The sequence below is a fragment of the Paenibacillus sp. FSL R5-0519 genome (assembly GCF_037974275.1).
Taxonomy (GTDB): domain Bacteria; phylum Bacillota; class Bacilli; order Paenibacillales; family Paenibacillaceae; genus Paenibacillus.
Genome location: NZ_CP150234.1, coordinates 3377835 through 3403237 on the forward strand (window position 1 = coordinate 3377835; position 25403 = coordinate 3403237).

The window sequence follows — 25403 nt, forward strand, 5'->3', positions numbered from 1 at the left end:
TAGTCCCCCTTATATTAATCGGTCTTCCCCGAGCCGTTTGGAAATAGAATTCGCTGCAAAGATCAGCGTGATACTAACTACTGTCTTGAATATGCCTGCTGCGGTAGCCAAAGAGTAATTTCCGATCTGTAGTCCGTATTTCAGGACAAATATATCTATCGTCTGTGACCAGTCGACAACCACACCATTACCTAACAGATACTGAACTTCGAATCCAGCTTCCAGAATCCAGCCCATATTCATGATCAGCAAAATGATAACAATGGATTTGATTCCGGGTAAGGTCACATACAGCATTTTCTTATATCGGTTCGCACCATCGATCTCTGCTGCTTCATAGAGCGAGGGATCGATCGACGTAATGGCCGCCAGATAAATAATGGCATTCCAGCCTACTTCTTTCCACACATGAGATGCGCCTACAATGCCCCAGAAATATTCCGGAACGCTGAGCCACATGATAGGTTCTTGAATGATATTTAACTTCATGAGCACCACATTGACAATCCCGCCGTCTACAGACAGTGAACTTGCCACGATGCCTGTCACGATAATCCATGAGAGAAAGTGAGGCAAATACGATATCGTTTGAATCGTTCGTTTATAGAACTTATGCTTGATCTCATTAAGTAAAATGGCAAATATAATGGCTGTCGCAAATCCGAGTACCATATTGATTACACTCATCGCAATGGTATTACGAAGCACGTTAAGAAAAGCATCATCAGTTAGCAAAAACTTGAAATGTTTGAGCCCGACCCATTCCTGCTGGGAGAAATTCTTGGCAGGACTGTAATTCTGAAAGGCCATAACCCAGCCCCAAATGGGATAATACGAGAATACGAGAATGTACGCAACGATGGGCAATGACATGAACATCAGTTGTCTTTGTCCGCGCAACCGTTTTAACATTGGTGTTTTGGCAACGACTGTACGGGTGGTTTGCTCTGGTATGGCTCCAGGCGTGTTCGCCATCTTTCACTCCTCCTATTGGCTTACAGCGACTTTATGCATGATACCCGGAAGGTACTCGCCTGAGTGATTCCTTTGGTTAATACCTTCCGAGTGAATCATTGCCGCATTTTTTTATTTAACAGACCAGTTCTCGATTCTCCATTTCAGTTGTTCATTAATTCGGTCTTCATAAGCTTTAATATCGATTTTCTTGTAAGCGTCTACATATTCAGTCCAAATGTTATCGAATTCATTCGGTTTTGACATGATCGCTTTAGGCAAGAATTTCAATGAAGTGTCTGTCATTTGTTTGTTCGCTACCGCAGCATCAGAGCCTTCTTTCAGATCGACCTGCCATGCTGGATAGTACACTGGATTTTCTGGTGCAGGAGAGAAGAAGTCACTCCACGTTTTGAAGCCATATGCATCCAGAAGCTCTTTATCTTCCGGTTTGAGGTTGTCATAGAATTCCTCAGGTTGGTTGATCGCTCCAATGGCATTGCCATCTTCAAATGTTCCTTCGAGTTTTGGTGCCGCAGCATAGAAACCTTCTGCTTTGTTAACCAATCTCCATGCCGGATCATCCTGCTCTTTACGTTGCTCTGGTGTACGATAGAATCTTCCCTCTTCATTCACCTGATAGTCTACACCCTCTTCACCCCATGACAAGAGTTTCTGGTACTTCTCATCCATAAGCTTATCGAGGAATTTGATGAGTGCGACAGGGTCTTCGGCATCTTTACTGATACCAAAACCATTGTTCAAGTTAATGACCGGACGATCCAGATAATGATCTGTGATACTTGTATCATAGACTAGCGGGAAGCCTACGTATGTCTGGCCGATTTTCCCCTGTGCTACGAGTGGGTCTTCGCCGGCTTGGAAATTCCAATGCTGGTCGAACATACTAAGTACACGTCCCGAAGAAATTTTGGCCAAATATTGATCATAGTTCTGAACGAAGGCTTCTTTATCCAGCAATCCTTCATTGTACAGATTGTTTAGTTCCTTATAATAACGTTTGGAGATATCCTTGTCGGCAAAAACACTCGCCACTCCATTCTCATCCACGACTACGCCCCCATCATTAGGGTGACCCGTAAGATGTTCTGGTGGATTAAGCAAAGGGAACGTCCGCCAGTCAGAAGCCAGTGTAGTAAAGCCAATTGTCGGTTGTCCATCAATCGTCGGATTCTTGGCTGCATAATCACGAACCAACTTTGTGAAATCATCCAACGTTTTAGGAGTCGGATACCCGGCATCCTTCAGTATGGACTTTTGAATCCAGAATGCTGGCCCAGAATAATAGTTACTAATGAACTCCCCTGTATACACTCCATAGTTAGGCAACCAGTAAATGTGTCCGTCACTGGAATCTTTCATCCGGTTCCAGTCTTTACCGAAATGCTTCTTCAGATTAGGTGCATGCTCTTCAATGAGATCCTCGAGCGGAATAACCGCACCGGCTGATACCAATTTGGTATCTGCTGTGATCAAGTCAGGGAAATCGCCACCGGCAATCATAACGCCGAGCTTCTGTTGAAGATCACCCACAAGAAACTCCATCTCAAGATTGACGCCAAGCTCATCCTGGATCTTCTTGTAGATTCGGTTGTCTTTAGCTGGCGCCTGATTTGGCGTTCCGATAAAGGCCGTAATGTTCAGTACCTCTTTCCCATCCGGTGTAGTCGCTTTCTCATTGTCACCGCTGCATCCTGCAAGTGCCAAACTTAAAGCCAGAACGAGTGATACGGAACCCCAAAGCTTCTTTTTCTTAAGTCCCCCCATGTACTTGCCCTCCTTGGAAGTGGTATGTCTTACTGTTTTTAGTATGAAGAAATGTATGCGGTTTCAAAATATATATATTTAAGGTCCACCCCCCTGTAATTGCAGGTCTTATTCGGGAGAGGTTCTTCTTTTTCAAGTCTCAATTCACATACTTTTGTCTGTATTCTAAAGGTTTCATAGCCGTACGTTTTTCGAAGTGTCTTAGAAAATGCTGGTAACTGCGGTACCCTACCTGCTCTGCGATCGCACTTGATGTCTGAGTAGTATGCTGAAGGAGATGTTTCGCTTCTTCCATTCGCAGATCATGTACTACCTCGATTACACCTTTGCCGTACTTTCGCAAAAAGGACTGCCCTAAATGGACTGGGTTCACGTAGAATCGTTCTGCGAGTTCCTGGATCGTAAACGTCTCTCTGTAATGCATCTGCACATATTCAGCAACCGTTGCCTGAATGCCGCCAAGTTGCCTTTCCCGGAAAATAGCCAGTTCTGACTTGCATTGCAAGCAGAAATGTTCCAAATTTTTAGCAACCTTTTCTATATTTCGTTGGCCCTTCTCCAGGATACCGCTTGCCAATTCATTCATTAGAGCATTAGATTCTCCTCCTAATTCTCTACACAAGGACAGTCCACGGAATATAATATGGGTAGAGAAAATATGTACAATCTCTGGCGCAGCCTTCATCTGTATAAACAGTTCAAAGGCACTACGAATACAGCTTGAGAGTTCCTCTACAGAACCGTTCTCAAGCAACTCGCTAATATGGTCCACCTCTGACAGTGTTTCCGGATCAAACTGCCAATTCTCCATCTGAATTTCTTCGGCAGACAACAGGCGCTTTTGATTAAAAAACAAATAACGCCCAACTTCCTGAGCGGAGCAGAAGGATTCAGATAAAAGCTCCAGTTTGTTCACCGTTGAACCAACCGCGATATGAATATCTTCGCAGCCGTTATTTTGCATGTTGCTCATCAAACGCTGGGCAAAAGCTTTAACTGCTTCAGAAGTCCCCCCGCTATCATTCACTTCTTCACCCCATACCAGTCCCATTGAGTCTCTTGTTCTATCTAACACATAACAACAAGTTGTTGCGTCAGCCATTTGTTCAGCTACTAAACAGGCTTCCTGAATATCTCCCTGAAAAGCTATCCGCAGGTATGCCCAATTGGACTTGTTCAAACGAGGAAGGGTCTCTGACATCTCCTGCTCCGATATAGTCTGCTTATCCTTTATCAATGCGGACAAAAACGCTTTGATCCTTTGCTCGTTGGCATGTTCCCGAATACGCTCCTGATTTTCACGTTCCTGCAATTGCATACGGAGACGAACCAGCATATCCTCTGCTTCCATACTGTCAACGGGTTTGGTTAAATAGTTGGAGACACCTAATCGAATGGCTTGTCTGGCATAATTAAAGTCACTGTATCCACTCGTGATGACAAACAGCACAGACTCATGTTCCAATCGTCGTGCTTCTTCTACAAGTTCCAGCCCATTCATGACAGGCATCCGAATGTCTGTCACCACGAGATCAGGTTGATCTTCTTGTATCATACGAATGGCTTCCTCACCATTGGCGCACACGCCTCTGATTTCAAATCCATGCTTTTCCCAATTGATCAGAAGTTGTAATCCTTCAATGGCATACGGTTCATCATCCACTAGCAATACTTTATACATGAGAGTTTACCTCCTATTTCCTCTGTTCCAGCCTGGAGATTGGTATACGGTATCCTGCAATGGTTTGCTCTCCCGGTACACTGCTTAGATCGAATATCGCATTTCCTTCATAAAAGAGTTCCAACCTGCGGTAGACATTGCGCAGTCCTACATGTTCACCGTTTCTGGGTCTTTCAGAACGAATATCTCTCAGAAGCTCGGTTAGTCTCCCTGTATCCATGCCAATTCCATTATCGATCACCTGAATTACCAATTCAGAAGCATTTCGTCTCGCCATTATCTTGATCTGTCTGCCATTTTTTCGCGCCTGCAAGCCGTGTTTGCAGGCATTTTCAACCAGCGGTTGAATACTCATTCGGGGAATCAGCAACGAAGCTGCATCAGGGTCAACCTCAAAGGTGTAATCAAACAGCTCTCCAAAGCGAAACTTCTCAATCTGAAGATACAGATTCGTAAATTGCAGCTCTTCTTGCAAAGGAATCAGATTGTCAGAATGACTGAGCAACTGTCTCATCAGCATGGACAGACTTTTAATAATCTCAATGACTTCTGTATATCCATTTTTCGTACTAACGACCAGCAAGGCATTCAAAGTGTTAAATAAAAAATGGGGATTCATCTGACTCTGGAGCATGGACAATTCGGTCCTTACTTGATCCAACTCCAGATCTTTTTGACGGATTTCCAGTTTATATACGTCATTAATCAACGTATGAATTTTACCAATCATGATGTTAAATGTACGAATCAGCCCGCCAATCTCGTCGCGCCCTTCCTGAATTTCAATTAGATCGAATCGTTCATTGCGAACCTTCTCCATATGTCTGGATAACTTGCGAATCCGATAGTGATAGGAACGCAAAATAATGTAAATCAACACAGAGGGGACCACTATACTTATTGCCAATAACCCCAGAATGGATTTGAAGGCTTCTTGCAACAAGTGATCAAGATGACGCGTATCGGCAACGCCAATCAATTTCCAACCCTTAAGGTACGCTAAATTGCCCAATGACTTTTCGAGTGTATAACCAGAATCGCCAGCATCCTTGGATATTGATTCGTTATCCGGGTTGGATATGGCGGTTTCGCTGAATTCCCCGCTTGAAACGACAGTACGGTTGTTGCTATCGACCAGACGCAGCTGAAGACTGTCTGATTCACGATTCAAAATGCTATACACCCGGTTAAGTTCCAGATCAATCTTGGAATACTTGTTGTAATTGGCATAGGAAGTATAGGTATCCATTTTGCCAATCACACTGATCCTTCTTCCCGCGTTAAATCCGGACGGCTCAACATAATCAACAACAAGAATGCCCCCACTGGTGGATTTCAGCTGTTTCAATCCAGGAAGTACATTCTTGTCTTTCATCACAATATAATGACTGCCCGTCTGAATGGTATCATTATCCGTATAGATACGTACCTCCAGAATATTCGCTGACATATACCGTGTTAATTTATCACGCAGAAATGCATGATACACATTGTAATAATCGACGGGGGAAGAATAGGTACGATCCAATGCCTCGTAGAGCGAATCGTCTGCTGCAATAATACGGCTAAGAGCAACGCTCTCATCAATCATGCCAAGCAGTTCCCCCGCAGCCCTGTCGATGGATTTGCGCAGATTTTCCTGTTCTCTAATTTTGATATCCGCAGAGGTTCGTTGATAGAAGAAGATATTAATCGTTATTACAGGAAGGAGAATACTTAGTACATAAATAAGCAGAAATTTTGATCGGAGAGGAATATCATTAACCTTACGGAACATCCAGAATTTATGACGCATATGATCACCCTTGATTTTTGTTTTTGTAGACGGATGGAAGCTCCCCTGTATGTGCTCTGAATTTTTGGGTGAAATATTCAGCATCATGATATCCCAGACTGAATGCAATGTCAGTAATCTTCATATTGGTACGTCGCAGGAGTTTACGGGCCTCCTCAACACGAAGCTGGTGCACATAGTCACTGAAACTGACTCCCATCTCCCGCTTGAACTGTTGACCCAGATAGGCAGAATTCACGTGAATACGATTAGCTACATCTTGTAATTTAATTTTACTTCGATAGTGTTGTTTCAATTCATTCAGCGCTTCTGCAACAAGCCCTCCTGTACCCGATTTTTGCTTCGATTCAGACTGGGAAAGTTGCTCGGACAGTCGAACACACAGGTCTTGTAATGTGCCAGAAGTCCAACTCGCAGCCTCGTGCCATTCTTTTTCACATAGTATTTCTCTGCAAACCTCTCTTTTTCCATATTTCCGCAATAACTCCCCATGGATATATCGGATGACATGATGTATCCATTCCAACGAAACTTCTGCTTTTTCACTCTTCTCTAGCAATGCACTCACAGCAATATCGATGGAATACGTGTTTCCTGCTTCAATCAGCGACAAGATCTCTTTGGAGATGTTCAACATTTGCTCTAAATCATATTCTTCGCTTAATTGATATTCATGAAGATGATTTTCATAAGCTCCATCTGTAACCAGGATTTCATTCTGCTGTTGTCGTTCATTTCTGCGTTTGTCCAGAGGTTCAATCATTTCCATAAGAATTTGATGAATTTCCTCGGGAACAAGAGGTTTAAGCACATACTGATCGACTTGATACCGTATCGCTTGCTTGGCATAGTTAAAATCGGAGTATCCTGTAACGATAACGATTTTGGAGTTATAAGCGAGATCTTCTCGCAAGGTGTGAATCAGACCGAGACCATCCATAACAGGCATTTGAATATCAGTGACGACAAGATCCGGTTCAACCGAGTTGAACAAAGCGAGTGCTTCCTCCCCATCGGTTGCCGTCCCACAGAGTTCATATCCACAAGCTCGCCAGTCGATCATCGTTCTCCATCCTTCTAGCATAAACGGCTCATCATCCGCGACAATGACCTTGTACATTAGCTCACCTCTCTTTTATCCGTGATCAGCTGCATGTATTTTATCTATATCTATGGGTAGATTCCATTTGTTCCGAAAACGCTAAACAGCAGAACAACAGCAGGATTGTTGTCTGCTCGCACAACTTGGAGAATTTCAGGATCTGAAGATGTATGCAATTGTATAAGAAATAACATTTTCACCAGTCTAATCATTATTAATCGATAACTTAGAATTGTATCTATCAGTCGTATTATAAGAACGCTCCGATTATAACGAAGCGCCGGGAATGACAATACAAGTGTAACGCTTACATTTTTGTGCAACAACCTGGTAAACTATAGGTTTTCACCCGACAAATTATAGGTCGAGATCAGAAGTAATCCACTAACAGGCAAGAGAATTTATTCTCCGCGCACAATACGGAATCCTTGATCAGGCCCAAAACCATTTGCATCAAATTTGCCTCGGAATGCTATTTCATTGTTATTTACACCGCCAATCCAGCCTCCGCCTTTCACTACTCGCCAGGATTGTTTTGGACTCTCCGGATCGCTGAACCAGTCCCAGCACCATTCTCTCACATTCCCAGACATATCATAGATTCCCAACTCATTCGCCTTCTGAGTTCCGACTTTTTTGGTTTGGTTACGATTACTCTCAATAGCGGGCCAGCTCCAATCACCTGTCAGAATATTGTCGCCGGCATTTATCCAGTACCAAGCAACTTCATCCGGATTATTACTTCCGCTGTATGTGTAATCTAAGCTCTTTTGACCTCCGCTTGCAGCGTACTCCCATTCTGCTTCTGTAGGTAAACGGTAACCGTTGGCACCTTCGTTGATTGTTACATTCCATTTGATATTGTCGTTTTCATTGTGATTATTCGTATCCAGATTGTCCTTGTCTATATTGTAATAAGGTTTCAGGTTTTCTTTTATACTTTTTTGATTGCAGTATTCGACTGCGTCATACCAGCTGACCATTTCAACGGGCAGATCATCTCCCTTGAAGCCAGACGGGTTTTCCCCCATAATTTCCATCCATTCTTTTTGAGTCACTTCATATTTGCCAATATAAAAGGAGTCCACCGTTTCATTTTTATTAGTAAAACTCGACTTACTGCTCTTGAAAGCCCCTCCTTTGACGAAAACCATGTGATCGTTTAATTGAGAATTACCGGTTGAACAAGCACTCAGACTAATAACCATGGCAATTAAGGTTAACCATACTAGCTTCCTCATTCAATTATTCTCCTTTGTTAAGCTTGAATCCGGCAACGTCGAGGTCCGTTAATCTGCTGAATAACGGTTCCTCAACGCTTTCGGAAAATTGAAATCAAATGCAAGTGCAGACGTTGAATTACATTACATCATTTTTACCAAACCGTTACGTTTGCACTTCCGCTGCTTTGATAACCCTCTGTAGCCATTACCTGATAGGACCAACTATTTCCAAGGTACATCCCTTTGCTCGCCCACGCATTCACATGATTGCTGAACGTAATGGTAGAATTGACACCAGTCGGTCTCTTGGACTGTCTAACACTCCAATACTGAGGGAAAGTCTGCGTACCATCAATGGAAGGTGCATTGTATCTCATCGTTGTATAGATGTCATATGTGCCCCCATCACTGTTCACCGTGCCCTTATACGTTCCGGTCGGACGATACGTTCCCCAGCTATCCACCACGTAATATTCAATTAAAGCGTTTCTAGTCCATCCATAGAAGGTGAGATAGCCATTACCTGAAGGAGCGAACACACCGGCATTGTAATTGACTACCCGATTAGGTGTGCCATATGTCCACCCTTTCCCGACAACAAAGTTCCCGGTATTTTGCCAATTCACGCTGTAATTCCCGCCAGATCCATTCACGGCGTTGACCGTTCCTCCACCATCTGTCCAATTTTGCCAATAATCTGTTGCAGCACTGGATGTTGCTGCGAATACACCAAAACTCATGGAAGCTGCAAGAACAACAGTCATTAATTTTTTACCGAATTTGAACATAAAATGATACCTCCTGATATTTTAATAGATTTGGTTGACACTACAATCCGATATGAATGATCTTCAGCAAATTTCACTTGAAAAGTCGTTGCGAAAACAGATACAGATCGTTCTTCCATACAGGCCAATCATGTCCCCCACTTTCCTCATGCCAAATGTGAGGTACTCCGTGTTGTGCCAGATATCGGTGAACTCCAAGACTGATCTCAATAAGATTGTCCTGCTCACCGCAAGAGATCCACAACAGCGAGAGTAATGAAGGCGCTTTCGTAAAATCGGTGACAAGTAGCTCTGGCTCTCTGGTGTTCGGGGCTGCTGAGAAAGCGCCGACCCATGCAAAATGATCCAGATTACTTAATCCGATATTTAAGGATTGACCTCCGCCCATGGATAAACCAGCGATTGCCCTTTTATCCCGGCTTGTATGAACAGGATAATTCGACTCCATGTAAGGAATCAAATCGTGAAGCAGATCGGATTCAAATCGTTCAAATGCCTTGATTTTTTTAGGTTCAAACAAGTCTCCTTCGGCCCGGTCGTTCGACATTGCGCGACCATTGGGGAAAACAATAACCATCGGCTCAAGCAAGTTATCGTTGTACAGATTATCAAGAATAATTTGGGGAGAACCATGAGTATGCCATTCGGCTTCGTCTCCACCAATCCCATGCAAAAGAAAAAATACAGGATACTTCCTTGTCGAAGAAAACTCTGGTGGGGTATACACCATCGCTTTACGGGAATTGCCAACCGTCCTGGAAGGGTACTCTATCGTCTCCATGACTCCACGTGGTATATTCTCCCGATATTGGTCATATCCCGTTACTGCTGATGAGATCAATTTCATTCTCTTTTCCTCCGAACATATGAATGACTATCCGTCTTAATTAATCCACATAGCCAAAACCCAGAATGGTGAAGCATTTATGTTCATGACCTTCTGCCATGTCGATCTCGATGGAGTGCTCCCTAACTTGTTCTTCGTTAAGCAGAAGTAATGCATGGCAATGGGTCCAGTTGATCTTACGTGGATCGACTTTTTGGACCAATACCCCATCTACCCTGATATCTGCAGTTCCGAATTCGTCGCTACCCGAATCCTTAAAGATCAGAATGAGGCGTTTGCACTGCAAGCTTATCTTGAAGCTGCTCTGAGACCCTCTTCCCTCTCCCGAACGCATCCAGTTGTTGGGGAACTGGGGTGTACCATAGTCATGAGCATCCATCTCAGCCATCTGCAGATCCGTGTCCGTTTTGCAAAAAGAGCCTTCATCGATAAGGGCAATGTTATTGCCGTTTTTCCGATCTAACAGCTTCACATGAACAAAATCATCTCCAATTAGCGGAGCTTTTTTATTATCATGATCTTGCTCATCCCATTCAGAATGATTCGTCACATCGAACAAATATTCCAAACAATCGGCCATAATTCGATGCCCTGTGTTAGTCGGATGATATATATCATGGAAAAATTGCTTTTTGGAAATAATGTTACCCTCATCTATTGTCATGTTGAACTGATCTACGACAGCATCTTTCACACTTACCATTGGCAGATCATAATGCCAGCCAACCGGGGCGAGACGATCCTGCAGATTCCAGTCATTTTCAAATACACTGAATAACAAGATGACTGCTGGCTTGTTATCGGCAGCAAGTGCTTTGAGCACCAGACTCTCGTAACAATTCCCTTGAGTTTCATCATCTGCGTCATTAACTGCGAATTCGATTATGACAATATCCGGCTGAACCGTACCTCCACGTGACACATCACGATCATAACGTACAATCCCCAATTCCGAAGGAGTTCCACCTACGCCTGCTTTAATCAGATGAATCGGACTATCTTTTGAAAGCGCAAACATAAACTTGAACGATTCATACGACCGATAAGCGTAACTTTGAAGATGAATAGGTATTGCACCAGCACCTTGGGTAATGGAGCCTCCAATATAAGCAATAACAACAGGTTCGCCGTTTTTTGCCTTTTCAATGGCTCGTTTTAATCTGACATTAATCCCTTTGTTCAGAAGAGACCGGCCAATCATGTCGCGATATCCTTGTGATTCAAAGTCAATTGCGGGCTTGACTGACGAAGCTGTCACTCCCACTGGATCACGCGGTGCAGTGAATTCCGTGTTTTCACCTGCATCTTCTGAATCCCGGAGCATAAATCACCATCACATCCTTTCGGCTAGATTCTGATCATCCCTCAAACCACATTTAAAGGACCACAGCTTGTATTATGATTAGATCAGGTGTGATCCTTCTCCCAAAGTGTATCTCTTACATAATTTTACAACAACCTGACAAAGTATAGGATTTCAACCACTATATCATTTAAAGTTAAGTACAATAACATGCGGATCAGAACACCTATAATTTTTCATGTAAACGCTTTAATTTGTATACTATTTCCATGTTATAATTTTGAAAAACCGCATTGATGAAGGAGGAAACGTATGAATATCACAGGTCAAGGCGCGTTGGATACGGGAACGTATACGAATCTGTTTTTGAAGCTAGGCTACGATCAGAATGAGATTACGACCAGATTGGATGAAACATGGAACGCGCTGTTTTATGGCGATGAAAATACTCGAATATATTACCCCATGGGTGAGGACAAGGGATATTTGCTGGATACCGGTAATTTCGATGTTCGATCTGAGGGCATGTCCTATGGCATGATGATGGCTGTTCAGATGGACAAGAAGGACGAATTTGATCGACTCTGGAATTTCTCCCACACGTTCATGCAGCATACCGAGGGTCGATACAAAGATTACTTCGCTTGGCATTGCAAGCCTGACGGTACCCGTCTCTCGCAAGGACCTGCTCCTGATGGCGAGGAGTTTTTTGCCATGGCGCTGTTTTTCGCCTCCAACCGCTGGGGGGATGGTGCTGAACCTTATGATTACAAGGCACAAGCCCGCAAGATCCTTCGTGCCTGTATACATCAAGGTGAAGACGGCGAGGGTGACCCCATGTGGGACCCCGAAACAAAACTGATCAAATTCATTCCGGAAACACCGTTTAGCGATCCGTCCTACCATCTGCCTCATTTTTATGAACTATTCGCGAAATATGCGGATGAAGAAGATCAGGCTTTTTGGAAAGAAGCGGCGACCTCTAGTCGGTCTTACCTGCATACAGCCTGCCATCCCGTCACCGGACTTTCACCAGAATATGCGAACTTTGACGGCTCTCCTGCCCCAATACAGCCACATGGGGATTTCAGGCATTTTTACAGTGATGCCTATCGTACTGCTGCCAATATTGCGCTGGACTGGGAATGGTTCCGCAAGGATCCATGGCAGATCGAACAATCCAATCGGATTCAGTCCTTCTTTAGTGATATTGAAATGTGTGATTATCGTCGTTATACCATTGAGGGTGAACCTTTTGACGAACCTTCACTGCATCCTGTTGGTTTGCTGGCTACCAATGCCATGGCTTCACTGGCTGCAGATGGTCCGCATGCTGCCTCATTTGTTCGCAAATTTTGGAACACGCCTCTGCGTCAGGGAGAACGGCGTTATTACGACAATTGCCTGTATTTTTTCAGCATGCTGGCTCTAAGCGGAAGATATCGCATGTACTAAGCGGATGTGTCCGTGCCATTGCACCTGTCCTGCGGACGTTGAACAATGGTTGAGGCCAGGCTAAATTCAGCGACCATCGCCCTCGGAAAGCGGATCTTCTGGCGCTGCAAAGAATTCTAAGATAAATTTGAGCATTTGCATCGTCCCGAGCTGATGCAATGATATGTAGATCCTCTCATGAGACTTATCACACAAAAACGTTCCCGGCTCGCATCTGCTAACTGCGAATCGGGAACGTTTGGATGTGCCAATATAGGCAACAACATCATCATTTCTCTCACTGTACGACATGTCTCTTTAGGAATTAAATGCGTCTTCATGGTTGCTGGTTGTCTCGTACTCATAAGCTGCGCTCCCCGTCTCGGCCACGGAGAATGGTCGAACAGGAGAAGCGTCATTCCCCAGATCCAGGTAAACGCTGTACCTTGTTTCTTCCACCCGAAACAGTGGAATGAAGTTCAGGACTTCTCCTTGCTCACTTTCTGCAACGAATGCCAGTTCCTCCACGGGAAGTCTGACGATCTTCTCATGCAGATTGCCTGCCGTCATTCCCTTCACTCTTCTGTAGTCCCCCAGCTGTGCCAGCAAAATGTTACCATACATCATCGCGGCTTTGCTATCCGAACCTTGCAGTGGAACCAGATGCAGCTTGGCATCAATCTCAATCTCGATGATATCCCGATCATGAAATTCTCGCTCAATGACAATGTAACCATTCTTATGTTGCACAACTGCGGCACTGGCGTTGATTTTCACCGCTGCGACAGACTTCTCTTTCAGGTACAATGCCAATGTCACGGGTCTTACCGTCTTGATCACCAGGGTAGACACAAGCTTATCGGGATATTTGCTGCACTGCTCAATGCGGGTGTGCTCGCTCCACTCTACGGTTGACGAGATGAATGCATTTAACAGCAATCTGTTTCCGCTTCTGAACCAGATGTTTTTCTGCAGCTCGCTCATCGCCTCGATACCGGAACCCGTACAACACCAGAAGGAATCATAGGCACTGCTGAAATTTTTGGTTACACCGCTTCCCATTGGCTGGTGGTATTGAGACAGCCCTGTCTGACTGCTGGCACTATTCAATATGGCATTATATTTAAGTAATTCCATATGTTCCAGATATTCAACTCCATCGGACCATGAATGCAATTGCTCCAGTATGCGTTCGGTGTTGTGTGCACAACAGCTCTCACTCTCTCCACCTGTCAGTGCATCTTCCAATCTTCCGAAATGGCCCCAATGTTCCGATTTCTCGGAAACTCCGCCTCGGACAGGAGCGAAAGCCTTTGAACTGTTATTGCCATTGGCAAATGTTCTTCCTTTCAAAAATTTGTAGAAATGTATTGCTGCCTCTCTGCATTGGCTCTCGCCAGTGATCTCATGACGGTGCATTGCTGCTATGATCATGGGAAGATGGGTGTTGGCATGCAAATCTGCAAGCATATCCTGACCATTAACAAGCGGATCTATAAAATAGTCTCTGTCGAACAGATGTGCAAGCTCCAGTATTTTCGCATCTCCGGTAAGTTCATGGAGTGAGTAAAGGGCATCTCCCATTCCTCCGAACTCATTCGCCGGATTCAGCCTTGTGCAGCGGAGAATGCCATCGATTTGCCAAAAAGAGAGCTGTGCAAAACGTCCTGATATATAATGGGCCATATTCACTCCAAGCTGCAAAGCCTTCATATTCCCCAGATATATATGACAGTCGATAAGTCCTTGCATTATTTTGTGAAGGGTATAGTACGGTGCCCAGACCTTTGGACTATGCTCGCTTTCCAACAGGTCAAGCTGATCTTCCCCAAATGCGCTTAGATAGCCGTCCGGACGTGCACAGGATTCCAGAATATCCACGATCTCGTTGGCTTTTGCCGTGAGTGCCCGATGCTGATTGGCAAAAGCCAATTTGGCACATGCCGATAGAAAGTGCCCTGTAAAATGTCCTCTCAAGCCGCAATTTTCGGCTTCCCAGCCGTTCAGCGGTTCTGCGCACGATGACATTCCGGCATTTAGCCTGAACGTGTGTACTAGCCGTTCCACGTTGAATGACATCAAATAGGTTTGCACAAGCTGCTGCCGATGAGCAAAATCTCCATTCGTCAACCTGACTTCATTCAGGCTAAAGTTGGTAAACAAAGGGCACCTCGTTTCAATGTATATCTGATTTGTTCCACCTGATGCATGCAATGGGACACCTCAACTATTTGGAAATAGAAGAAGCATCATAGGAAGACTGCATGATTTCCAGATAACGATTGATGTTCAGTCCCTCCAGTCCTTTCACATAATCTTCCCAATCCTTATCGAGACTTTTCGCTCCCGTAATGAATTGCAGCGCATTTTGATCGATATAGTCTTTAAGATTAGTCTGCATCATGCTTGTTTCATCCGCCAGAGACGGGTCAACCCAGAGTGCCCAGTGAGGGAAAACGTCCGTTGGCTCTTTTCCTTCCATCAATAATGTAGCCTCATACAGTCGCCGTTCATAACCGTCATTGGCGTAGATGTCCTTGCCCTGTACTTCGGCGTCACGATAGGCACGGTGATGATTGTACTGACTCAATGCTGCCCAACTGTCATTACGAGGTTCTTCTCCGGAAGGAAGCGGAATGGCTTTGTAGAGCGGCTCTATCTGATCATTGAGCGCCACTTCGCCTTCCTGTGGTTTACGCCAGCTTGTGCCCTCTTCTCCCAGATAAGATGCCATGGTCCCTTCTTGGGTGTAGAAATAATCCAGCAGCTTAATGGCTGCAATCTGTGTTTCCTCGCTGGCCTTGTTCGTCAGTACAAAAGACGCTCCGGGATCGATTGGATAGTTATACGTAGCATAGGTTGCATTCGGTCCCTTCAGTGGAGGGATGGGATTGTAATCATTTCCGTAAGGTGAACCTTCGGAAGTGGTTACAAATAACGATGGATGCATCGCTGCTCCTGCACCGAGAAGCTGTGCATCGGCATTATCACCGATCTTTTTGAAAGCACCCACGTTCTGCGTAAAGGCCCCCGGATCGATCAGCCCTTCATCATACAGGGATTTGATATACGCAAGTCCTTCTTTCCACTCCGGCTTATTCGCAACGGTCTCCACTTTCCCTTGGTTAACGATGAGATAATTCCGATCATCGTCATAGATAAAACCGTTCATTAAATAAGGGATAATGTGCACCCCAAAATTCTCGGTAGAACCACTTAGGGGCACTTCATCTGCCTTACCATTTCCGTTTGGATCTTTGGTTTTAAATGCCCGAAGCATTTCCTTAAACTCTTCTGTCGTTGCAGGCTCGGTCAAACCTAATTGTTCCATCCATTTGGTGTTGACCCACATCTTGTTCGGGTATGAACAGTGAAAACATTCATTCAAACCCGTCAGACCATAGATATTTCCATCTGGAGCGGTATTCATGGCCCGATAATAGTCATTGCTTTCAAGCACTTTTTTAATATTCGGGGCATGTTTCTCAATTAGATCATTCAGCGGTAATATTACCCCCTGTTGGCCAAACTTCAACAAGTCTGTCTGGGAGAACCGATCTACCCACGGGATTAACAGATACAAGTCCGGATAATCGCCGGAAGCCAGTGAAATCTGTCTTTTCTCGGCTGCACCATCGAATGGAACCGTAGTCCAGTTGAATTGGATATCAAACTTCTCTTCCATTTTCTTCGTGAATTTATTGGTGGACAGATTCGTGTCCGAGCCTTGGTGTGCAAACACATTAATGGCTGTCTTGCCTGACGAATCGCCGCCTTCTCCGTTCCCCTTTTCAGAACTGGAACATCCGGCAAGAACCAACGAGGTAAATAGCATACAGGCAAGAATGATGAAACCCGTTTTCTTCAATACAATCCTCTCCCTTATGAATAATAAAATGAACCTATCCTTTGACAGAACCAATCAACATGCCTTGCACGAAATATCGTTGTACAAAAGGATAGATAATCAGAACCGGCAGACTGGCCATGACAATTAATGAGTATTTCATGAGTTCAGCCATCTGTTGCTGTTTGATCATTTCTGAAGCGTCCATATTTCCCGTACTGCTGTTCAGAATAAGAATGCTGCGCAATATCAGCTGTAGCGGGTAGAGCGATTGTGATTTCAAATAAATGAGAGCGTCGAAGTATGCATTCCATTGACCAACTGCGTACATAAGCGACAACACGGCAATGATTGGTTTGGCGAGCGGCAGGATGACACTGAAGATAAAACGGATGTCACTGCACCCATCGATGTCTGCTGCTTCGGACAGCTCTTCCGGTATTGAATTCTGGAAAAACGTACGTGCAATGATGACTTGCCAGACCCAGATAGCATTGGGAATCAGCAGCGCCCAGCGGGTATCAATCAGCCCCATCGTTTTGACCACCAGGTAGGTTGGAATCAAGCCGCCCGAAAACAGCATGGTGAAGGTGATAAACATCATTAGTGAGCTGCGACCAACAAACGTTTTTTTGGATAACGGATACGCAATCATGATGGTCAGAGCCACGCTGATCAACGTACCGCAGGCTGTGTAGAAAAGGGAATTGGTATACCCCGTAAGGACTTGATCATTGCGTAATACAGACTTGTAACCATCGAATGTCAGGTCAATGGGCCACAACCAGACTTTTCCTGAGGAGACGGCAGCAGGACTGCTGAGCGAAGAACTCACAATGTATATCAAAGGATACAACACGGCGATCAGCACCACCGTCAGCATGAAATAAACAACCGTTATAAATACGCGATCTCCCCAAGATTCGCGGATTGTACTGCTGCTCCTGATTCGGGAACGACCGGTATCTGTTTGTGTGTTAGACATGAATTAGTTCTCCTCCTTTCGCTCCCGTTACCATAAGCTTGTATTGGACAGTCGCTTGGCGACCGCGTTTACGATTAATAGCAGAACCAGGTTAATTACCGAGTTGAACAAGCCAACCGCAGTAGCGAAGCTGTAATTGGCATTCAGCAATCCTATTTTATAGACATACGTGGAGATGATTTCCGAGGCAGGCAGGTTGAGCGGATTTTGCAGCAAATATATTTTTTCGAATCCGACAGCCATGATGTTGCCTACACTCAGAATCAGAATGATGACGGCTGCCGGAAGCAGTCCAGGCAGATCAACATTAATGATTTTCTGCATTCGGTTGGCTCCGTCCACTTTGGCGGCTTCGTACAGGGATGGATCAACACCCGCGAGAGCGGCCAGATATATGACAGCGGAGTATCCCATTCCCTGCCACACATCGGAGAAGACGTAGATGGAACGAAACAGTCCAGGCTCTCCGAGAAAATTCACCGCTTCAAACCCAAGAGCACCTGCGATTGTATTGACAATACCCAACCGAGGAGACAGAAAGAGCATAATGATGGAGACCATTACAACGGTAGAGATGAAATATGGAGCATATGTCACCATTTGCACAATTTTTTTGAATCGTATGTTTTTGATTTCATTCAGCGCGAGTGCCAGTAATATAGGAATCGGGAAACCGACAATCAGGCTGTAAAACGAAATGTAAAGCGTGTTCTTGATGAGTGTGATGAATGCCGGATTTTGAAAAAGCAATTCAAAATACTTGGTTCCGGCCCACGGACTGCCCCAGATTCCCTTGATGACGTTGTAATCTTTAAACGCCAGCACCGCGTTCACCATCGGTACATACTTGAAAATAATAAAGTAAGCAATTGGTGGCAGGATTAACAGATACAGCTGCCAATGTCGCCTCCAGCTTCTGGATAATGCTCGCTGCAAGGCAGACGATTTACTTGTCTTTTCTACGGACTTCGATTCACTTGTCATTGTTGTTCTCAGAATCATCCCCCCATTCAAGGCTCCCATCCATAATGAACTTCATCACAATTGGTAGCGCTTACTTTCGGGGTAATCATAAGATTTTCTCTGGTGAGGCGTAAAGGTACAGTTACACTGAAAACGTACATAATACGAATATATATCCCTGTAAACAGCCTACATTAACCGCTATGACCGTCCATTTTCCGAAACACGCTTGGCGAAATGCCGCGTACCCGCTTGAACGCTCGTCGGAATGAATGCGCACTGTTATACCCGGTAGCCTCGGCTATCTCGTCAATGGTGCGACCAGTGGACTGCAACAGGTTGGAAGCCGCTTCAATGCGCACATGTTCTACGTAATCAGATAGATTTTCTCCCGTATGTTCTTTGAACAGTTGGGATATATACTTCTCCGACTTGCTCATGTACTCGGCAATTCGATAGATCGTCAAGTTTGCATCCGCATAACTTTGTTGAATAAATTCAATCATTTCGATCACCGTATCCGCATGTGCCCCTGCTCTTCTAGTCTGGAAGTCACCGCAAATGTCTTCTGTCAGCTGCTTAAACTTTCCGCGCAGCACAGCGATCGTTTCGGTCATCTGAATTGAGCTCACCCGATTTTTATATTCCTCCAGCAGGGAGGCATCCAGCTTGAATTTTGGCTCGTCTAGCTTCAGGAAGGTCCCTTTCAACTCCATGATGAACTGCTGCGTCATCTCGTAGGACAGTTCCCGCTCCTCCAGATTGCGAAGAAATAATTGCTCCAGAATACGTATCGCCTCTTCTGGCTCCCCGGCTTTGATTGTGTTCAGCAGGCGCTGTTCGGACTCAATCGGATAATAGAACATTTCATTTTCCTTCATCGTATCTTCAAATCTCACCAAATGATCTGTTCCCATATGAATGCCATAATCCAGGGCTTGTTTGGCTTCGTCAAATGAGCGACCTGCATCATTCCAGACCTCATACGCTGCACCTGTACCAATTGTTGTAGATATCCGATGTTCCCTGTAGATCACTTTCATTAAAGTATTCAGCTCTTGTTCACATCTTCGCATCGCTTCATTCAGTGGATTTGCATCCAATGGGCAAGCAAAAGCAATCTGGTCCGTTCCCCAATCCGTAATCAGTACCTGGGCATTCCACTCTGTAAGTACCTGCTTGACGAGAAGCCTCGCGACGCCCAGTTCATGAATCGTCTCTTCACTGTCCGGATTAGCATAGCCGTTTACTCTCACCAAACCTGCTAAGCCCTTGCTGCTATGAAGTGAAATGTGTGCCTGTGATGAGATGACTTCAAGCTCCGTGGAGGTATAGAATTCCCCGGTTAACAACCGTTTGATAAAACCGTCTCTCAATAATGGAATCTGCTCATTCATGGCATTTGTAAGCGAGTCATTATTTGCAATCAGATTGTTAATATGGCTTGCCAAGAAATCATATTCATTCCCCCGTCTGCCGGGAGAATCGGTGATGTGTTCCCGGAAAGTGGCCAACAGTTTATACACGGGGGCACTATTCCGATATGCCAGAACCAACCCGAACAGTAATCCCAGGGCAATCGTTGCCAAAGTAAAGGCCAGTGTGACTTGTTTAATCTGGTCCGCTTTGGTCATGAGTGCTTTCTCGGGAATGCCTGCCATGTAATTCCATCCATTTTGACTGGATTGAATCGATATCAACAGTCGATCATCGCTTCCAGGCTGAACGCTCTGCACATTCTGTACATTCTTCGCATTCTGCTCCGTTTCGGCAGCTTTACCTTCGATCCGCTGACTTTGTGCCACTTGCTTAGCCTCGGCCTGATCAATGCCTAGCGAGAAAATGATCTGTCCTTCTGCATCGGTGACGAGAGTCCAGCCGCCATATTGATCCACAATATTTTGAGTCAGGCTCGCCATCTTATCCTGATCAATCATGACACCAATCGTCGCTTGCGGTTTGTTGAAGCTGTTCAGAGGAAGAGATTGCAGAAACGTGATGGCCGGAACATCTGCAAGCACGGTACCGACAATTTCACGTTTATAGTTTCGAAGCGGTATGATCTCGTTAAAGTGCGGCTGTTTTAAAATTTGGTCATACCACTGTTCAAACGACATACCGTCCAGCTGATTGGCAGCATAATAATGTTCTGGACGATAATATACGGTTCTTGGTGTGATAATGGCATTGTAGTTTGGAATGTGAATGAAGAAATGGGACAAGTATTCATTGGTGCTGCTGTACATGGAGAGGCTGCGCTGCATGCGGTTCATACCATATACATTGTAGAGATCATGCGGCTTCGGACCAGCAATTAAATTTTGCAAATCCGGATTGACGGCTAGCTGTCTAGTAAAGGCTTCGACTTGAAGAAGATTACGCTCAATGATTTCTTTGCCGAGACTCAGCGACTTGTAGCTGTTCTCAATGGAGCTGGAGCGGGCCGCTTCAATGGATGCTCGATAAGAGGCATATCCCGCAATTTGAGGTATCATCAGAATGACGAGATAGGAAATGAGGAAACGACGGAACACGGGTGAAAATTTGGACCATAGGAGCTGCATATGTACCCTCCCTTTTTTAATCAAGCGCTTACATTTCTCTTTGATTAGGTAGCTGTTTCATGATACACCGGGCGTTTCTTCTTAGTGAAGGTACAACTTCTTTCTTATGGTACATTTTCGTACTACAGCGTACAATGCTTGCATGAAAATAATTGTCTCTCTGCTCTTTGGCACACAACAATAGTTGCAATTTACCTTCGCACAGCCTACATACCAAAGGATTAAAAATAAACGCAAAAAACCTCCCCAAGACCAGGAATGGCTTGGGAAGGTTTTTTAAAGGTTGTTTTTTTAATTGCTGACGGCAACAAATTTCCATTGTTGGTTTGTTGCACCCGTGTAGGTATTCTGCTGCAACTTGGCACCATCCGACGTGGAAGCGTTGGCGACTTCAATCGCTTTGTTGCTGTTCACGTTGATGATACTCCAGTATCCGTTACCGAGGTCGTTCACTTTGAAATGCTGAGCGGTTGTGTTCAGATTGCTCATGAGTTGGACCGCCTCCCCATTGGTGAGAGTACCGTTGCGAATGTCGATGACTTTGTCTGGTGAGTTCACACTTGTCAGTGTGTAGTTACCGCTTCCGATCGAAGTCAGAACCCACTTCTGAGGGTTGCCGCCCAGATCGCTCCACTGCTGGAGTTGAAGATTGTTCTCGTTTAGACCACCAGGTACATCAATGACCTTGTTGGAATGCCGGGCTACAATTTTGTAGGTCGCACCAGATACAAGACCTGTTGTCGGTCCACCTTGTCCACCGCCCGGGTAAGTCTGAGCACGTTCATGATACCAGTCAAACAGGAAACGTCCCATCGCGCTCCGTGAAGCATCCCCGTCCCATTTCAGGCCTGCCGTTGGATCGGCAAAGGAGCTTCGTGGTCCTTCACTTAGAATAAAACCGTTCATATGGGCTGCAATACTGACATTGCCTGCTGCATTGAAAATCGTTTTGGTATTGGTACCGAAACCTTCATTGCTGCCATTAAACAGGTTCCAATAGGCCGAATCGCCAGGTTTGTTTTTGAACCAGGTCACCTCGGTAATGTTAATTGGATATTTGTCAGCGGCTGCCTTCACGTTGGTATTCCACTGGTCTTGCAGGATTGAGAAATTGTCATATGCGCCATAACCAGGGTACCAGTGAACCGCATATCCATAGTTGTTGAGCGGGTCAGTCAATGGATGACTTGCCGTCAAGCTGTAAAATTGGTTGTATCCCAGACCTGCCGCCCAGATGACATTGTCCGCACCTTTGCTGCGAATTGTTGAAATCATGGAATTTTGGAAATTACGCAGGTCATTCCAGTGATCCACAAAGTCATTTTCCCCGTTGTATCCACCCCAATGTCCATTGGCATAGGATTTCACCGGTTCGTTGATCAGTTCGAAGTGAACGTTGTCTGCACTTTTGATCTCCGGGCGTGAAGCGAGATAACCCCAGATTTCGTTGAATTTTTGCAGGTTGGCAGGTGTTGTTGCCTGATCATCCTTCAATGTGAAGTCGAGTCCCAGAACCACATATACGCCTTTGCTCTTGGCATATTGGATATACGGAATAATGACATTTTGCGTAACGGTCTGCACACCGGCAAAGTTATATGTACCAGCAGCCACATCTCCCATATCCTGACGGTCGATAAACAGACGTACCTGATTCATATTCCAGCCATGATTGCTTCCGTATTTCGGGCTGGTATCCGCAAATGTATCGGTAATGTCCTTCAGATAAGCCAGAGTAGCTGCATGACGGTTATTACCGTGTAGATTGAGGTAATAATTGCTATCCTGATATGTCCAATAGGCGCCTGAAGGTTGATGCCAACCGTTCAGAAGCACAGGCTGATTGTTGCTGTTCACCAGGTTTTTGCCGTTAACGTGAAGCTTACCCATCGGCATGCCCACCCATGCCTCGGCTCGGTTACCTCCCCATGGAACAATGGTGATCAATAAAGCAAGAATGATTAAAAGTTTGAAAGATGTCAAAATCTTCTTCACTATAATTCCTCCTCTTCTGATGTAATGTCTTGCTATACTGCGAAGTAACGCTGTCATCGCATTCCTAAACCAGCATATCGCTCTGGTCGGAGCCCGCTCCCGCAACCCATTCCATACCAGCAAGGGAATTCTGCGGAGCGAAGGGTTGCGGTTCTGAAGTGAACAGTTTTGCAAAAGATCGCAGCAAGCCCCCTTTTTACAAGTGGAATGTTCCATGGAATCCCTCCTTCCTTATCCAGGCTGATCGCCGCGCCAAAGGTACAGGTGAATTGAACTTAACCGACGATTCCTGTACGCTCAACACTCTCTACGAAATATCGTTGTACAAACAGATAGATGACGATCAAAGGCAGAATCGCAAGAAGAATTCCTGTATCCTGAATCATGCTCAGATAGAACGGATCAGCTTGGGAGGCTGCACCGTCAGTAACCTGCTGAGCCAGATTATAAGGAAGAGATGACAACTGGGTCGACATGACTTTACTCGAAGTCAAATAAGTTGTTGTATAGAAGCTGTCATTCCACTGCCATACGAACGAAAACAACATGACCGTAACCATGGACGGAATCGCATTGGGTAACATAATGGTTGAGAATGTTCGCCCGATGCCCGCACCGTCCACATAGGCCGCCTCCTCCACTTCCTTCGGAATACCTCGAAAGAATTGCCGGAAAATGAAGATGTATAAACCAGCCTTGAGTGAATTGGCTGTAATCGCGGTCAGAATAAACGGCCAATAGGTGTTCAGCAGATTAATCGGTTTGCCTGTGATAAGCGTCATAAGTCCCATCAGATCAAAGCTCTTCAGATTCAGGTATACCGGAATCAGAATGGTCGTCGGTGGAACAAGAATGGTCAGGATTACCCCGGCAAACAGCCAGTTGCTTCCCTTGAACTTCAGTCTGGCAAATCCGTACCCTGCAAGCGCACAGGATGCAGTGGTCAGCAGTGTGGTTGTTGCAGATAATGCAAATGTATTAAACAGCGTTGCCCAGTAATCCATGACGCGGATAGCCTGCTTGAAATTGTCGATGGAGAAGTTCTGCGGGATCCACACTACCACTGCGGAATACAGATCGCCTTTATCCTTGATGGACGTTGACACCTTCTGGAATATGGGAAACAGGATAACGAAGGACAGCCCGGTAATCAAGACAAACCGGATCATGGCCCACAGCCAGCCTTTCCAATGCTCCAGCGATAATAATCGTGAGGTTGTCACGTAGAGCCCCCCCCTTTTCTAATCTTGATAGAAGACACGCTTCGAGAAGATGATGGATACGATAACGAGAATGATGGCAATGGCCAGGAAGTAGACCCATGCCATGGCGGAGCTTAAACCAAAGTCGAACTTGACGAAGCCGGTATCCCGGATCAGTTCTGTCATGGCATTATTGGCAAAGGAATCGATTATTGTATAGATCGCATTGACAAAAATCAGCGGGCTGACCATCGGAAATGTAATTTTCCAGAATGCTTCATAACCCGTAGCTCCTTCCATCTTCGAAGCCTCATACAACTGAGGGGAGATAGTCTGGATGCCTGCCAAAAAGATCAAAATCTGTACACCGGATTGACTGACGATCTGATAGATCCGATCTACGGCGCTGCTCAGGTACGTAACGATCCAGTCGCTTACTCCGGCATTAACCATCAGATTTTCGAGTTCAAATGTCCCGAGTGAACTGCCGCCTGTACTGCTCTGGTTCACCGCTTCTATCAGACTGGTGCTCTCCAGCGTCATAATTACTCCCGATGCCAGAATAACGGGTAGGAAGAAGATCGACCGGGCAACAGCCCGGCCCCTGAACTTCTGATTCAGGATGACAGCGAGGAACAGACTGAATATAACGATTAGGGGTACGTTGATGAGTACGTCTGTGATTGCCTCGATTAACGCACGGTTGAAGCTCGTATTGACGGTTAGCGCCTGAATGTAATTAGCGACACCGGTGAACTGAATCGCTATGCCTTCCGCGTTGGCCTGAATTGTACTCATGCTGTATCGCAGAGAGGCTAACAGCGGAATGAAGAAAAATAACACAAAACCTATGAGCCAGGGGAGCACGTAAATTATGCCCCACATGGCTTTCTGCTGAGCATACGTACGACTTCCCCATTTCCATTTCAGGA

Annotated in this window: 18 protein-coding genes; 1 reads left to right on the plus strand and 17 read right to left on the minus strand. The window is 45.2% G+C overall.

What is annotated here, in order from left to right; translation table 11 throughout:
* Positions 1–9: 9 nt before the first annotated feature.
* From MKY73_RS15240 to MKY73_RS15280, 9 genes are all read right to left on the minus strand, one after another.
* Positions 10–912 carry an ABC transporter permease subunit gene (locus MKY73_RS15240; RefSeq protein WP_339243071.1) on the minus strand — a complete coding sequence of 301 codons (903 nt, stop codon included), beginning with the start codon at positions 910–912 and terminating at the stop codon, positions 10–12.
* Between the two features lie 174 nt (positions 913–1086).
* Entirely contained in the window at positions 1087–2742 is a 1656-nt protein-coding gene (locus MKY73_RS15245; RefSeq protein ID WP_339242710.1) for an ABC transporter substrate-binding protein, read from the minus strand.
* 139 nt (positions 2743–2881) lie between these two features.
* Entirely contained in the window at positions 2882–4423 is a 1542-nt protein-coding gene (locus tag MKY73_RS15250) for a response regulator (protein WP_339302449.1), read from the minus strand.
* A gap of 13 nt (positions 4424–4436) precedes the next feature.
* Entirely contained in the window at positions 4437–6218 is a 1782-nt protein-coding gene (locus tag MKY73_RS15255; RefSeq protein WP_339302450.1) for a sensor histidine kinase, read from the minus strand.
* Between the two features lie 4 nt (positions 6219–6222).
* Positions 6223–7338 (minus strand): response regulator, encoded by a 1116-nt coding sequence (locus MKY73_RS15260; protein ID WP_339302451.1) that lies wholly within the window; start codon positions 7336–7338, stop codon positions 6223–6225.
* Between the two features lie 383 nt (positions 7339–7721).
* Positions 7722–8561: an SUMF1/EgtB/PvdO family nonheme iron enzyme gene (locus MKY73_RS15265; protein ID WP_339302452.1), complete on the minus strand. Its 840-nt coding sequence runs from the start codon at positions 8559–8561 to the stop codon at positions 7722–7724.
* A gap of 134 nt (positions 8562–8695) precedes the next feature.
* Complete coding sequence (locus MKY73_RS15270) at positions 8696–9331, minus strand: glycoside hydrolase family 11 protein (RefSeq protein WP_339242701.1); 636 nt, start codon at positions 9329–9331, stop codon at positions 8696–8698.
* Between the two features lie 73 nt (positions 9332–9404).
* Positions 9405–10178: an alpha/beta hydrolase-fold protein gene (locus MKY73_RS15275; RefSeq protein ID WP_339302453.1), complete on the minus strand. Its 774-nt coding sequence runs from the start codon at positions 10176–10178 to the stop codon at positions 9405–9407.
* 40 nt (positions 10179–10218) lie between these two features.
* Positions 10219–11502, minus strand: coding sequence for an SGNH/GDSL hydrolase family protein (locus tag MKY73_RS15280; protein ID WP_339302454.1), 1284 nt, complete (start codon positions 11500–11502; stop codon positions 10219–10221).
* Between the two features lie 291 nt (positions 11503–11793).
* Here MKY73_RS15280 and MKY73_RS15285 point away from each other — a divergent pair, with 291 nt between their 5' ends.
* Positions 11794–12936, plus strand: coding sequence for a glycosyl hydrolase family 8 (locus tag MKY73_RS15285; RefSeq protein ID WP_339302455.1), 1143 nt, complete (start codon positions 11794–11796; stop codon positions 12934–12936).
* 297 nt (positions 12937–13233) lie between these two features.
* Here the strand turns inward: MKY73_RS15285 and MKY73_RS15290 are convergent, their stop codons facing one another.
* The 8 genes from MKY73_RS15290 to MKY73_RS15325 all read right to left on the minus strand — a co-directional run bounded on the left by MKY73_RS15290 (position 13234) and on the right by MKY73_RS15325 (position 25356).
* A complete protein-coding gene (locus tag MKY73_RS15290) occupies positions 13234–15078 on the minus strand; it encodes a beta-L-arabinofuranosidase domain-containing protein (protein WP_339302456.1) in 1845 nt (614 codons plus the stop codon).
* A 64-nt stretch (positions 15079–15142) separates the two neighbouring features.
* Positions 15143–16783 (minus strand): ABC transporter substrate-binding protein, encoded by a 1641-nt coding sequence (locus MKY73_RS15295; protein WP_339302457.1) that lies wholly within the window; start codon positions 16781–16783, stop codon positions 15143–15145.
* A gap of 34 nt (positions 16784–16817) precedes the next feature.
* Complete coding sequence (locus tag MKY73_RS15300) at positions 16818–17747, minus strand: carbohydrate ABC transporter permease (protein WP_339302458.1); 930 nt, start codon at positions 17745–17747, stop codon at positions 16818–16820.
* A gap of 27 nt (positions 17748–17774) precedes the next feature.
* A complete protein-coding gene (locus MKY73_RS15305) occupies positions 17775–18629 on the minus strand; it encodes an ABC transporter permease subunit (protein ID WP_339308615.1) in 855 nt (284 codons plus the stop codon).
* Between the two features lie 275 nt (positions 18630–18904).
* Positions 18905–21274: a helix-turn-helix domain-containing protein gene (locus MKY73_RS15310; protein WP_339302460.1), complete on the minus strand. Its 2370-nt coding sequence runs from the start codon at positions 21272–21274 to the stop codon at positions 18905–18907.
* Positions 21275–21565: 291 nt separating this feature from the next.
* Positions 21566–23269 (minus strand): RICIN domain-containing protein, encoded by a 1704-nt coding sequence (locus MKY73_RS15315; RefSeq protein ID WP_339302461.1) that lies wholly within the window; start codon positions 23267–23269, stop codon positions 21566–21568.
* Between the two features lie 275 nt (positions 23270–23544).
* Positions 23545–24492: a carbohydrate ABC transporter permease gene (locus MKY73_RS15320; protein WP_339302462.1), complete on the minus strand. Its 948-nt coding sequence runs from the start codon at positions 24490–24492 to the stop codon at positions 23545–23547.
* An 18-nt stretch (positions 24493–24510) separates the two neighbouring features.
* A complete protein-coding gene (locus MKY73_RS15325) occupies positions 24511–25356 on the minus strand; it encodes a sugar ABC transporter permease (RefSeq protein ID WP_339302463.1) in 846 nt (281 codons plus the stop codon).
* Between the last annotated feature and the right edge of the window lie 47 nt (positions 25357–25403).

What these genes read in the sequence shown, in the direction of transcription:
- MKY73_RS15240 (WP_339243071.1), bottom strand. Translation starts at nt 912, where the DNA reads ATGTTAAAACGGTTGCGCGGACAAAGACAACTGATGTTCATGTCATTG.
- MKY73_RS15245 (WP_339242710.1), bottom strand. Translation starts at nt 2,742, where the DNA reads ATGGGGGGACTTAAGAAAAAGAAGCTTTGGGGTTCCGTATCACTCGTT.
- MKY73_RS15250 (WP_339302449.1), bottom strand. Translation starts at nt 4,423, where the DNA reads ATGTATAAAGTATTGCTAGTGGATGATGAACCGTATGCCATTGAAGGA.
- MKY73_RS15255 (WP_339302450.1), bottom strand. Translation starts at nt 6,218, where the DNA reads ATGCGTCATAAATTCTGGATGTTCCGTAAGGTTAATGATATTCCTCTC.
- MKY73_RS15260 (WP_339302451.1), bottom strand. Translation starts at nt 7,338, where the DNA reads ATGTACAAGGTCATTGTCGCGGATGATGAGCCGTTTATGCTAGAAGGA.
- MKY73_RS15265 (WP_339302452.1), bottom strand. Translation starts at nt 8,561, where the DNA reads ATGAGGAAGCTAGTATGGTTAACCTTAATTGCCATGGTTATTAGTCTG.
- MKY73_RS15270 (WP_339242701.1), bottom strand. Translation starts at nt 9,331, where the DNA reads ATGTTCAAATTCGGTAAAAAATTAATGACTGTTGTTCTTGCAGCTTCC.
- MKY73_RS15275 (WP_339302453.1), bottom strand. Translation starts at nt 10,178, where the DNA reads ATGAAATTGATCTCATCAGCAGTAACGGGATATGACCAATATCGGGAG.
- MKY73_RS15280 (WP_339302454.1), bottom strand. Translation starts at nt 11,502, where the DNA reads ATGCTCCGGGATTCAGAAGATGCAGGTGAAAACACGGAATTCACTGCA.
- MKY73_RS15285 (WP_339302455.1), top strand. Translation starts at nt 11,794, where the DNA reads ATGAATATCACAGGTCAAGGCGCGTTGGATACGGGAACGTATACGAAT.
- MKY73_RS15300 (WP_339302458.1), bottom strand. Translation starts at nt 17,747, where the DNA reads ATGTCTAACACACAAACAGATACCGGTCGTTCCCGAATCAGGAGCAGC.
- MKY73_RS15310 (WP_339302460.1), bottom strand. Translation starts at nt 21,274, where the DNA reads ATGCAGCTCCTATGGTCCAAATTTTCACCCGTGTTCCGTCGTTTCCTC.
- MKY73_RS15325 (WP_339302463.1), bottom strand. Translation starts at nt 25,356, where the DNA reads ATGTGGGGCATAATTTACGTGCTCCCCTGGCTCATAGGTTTTGTGTTA.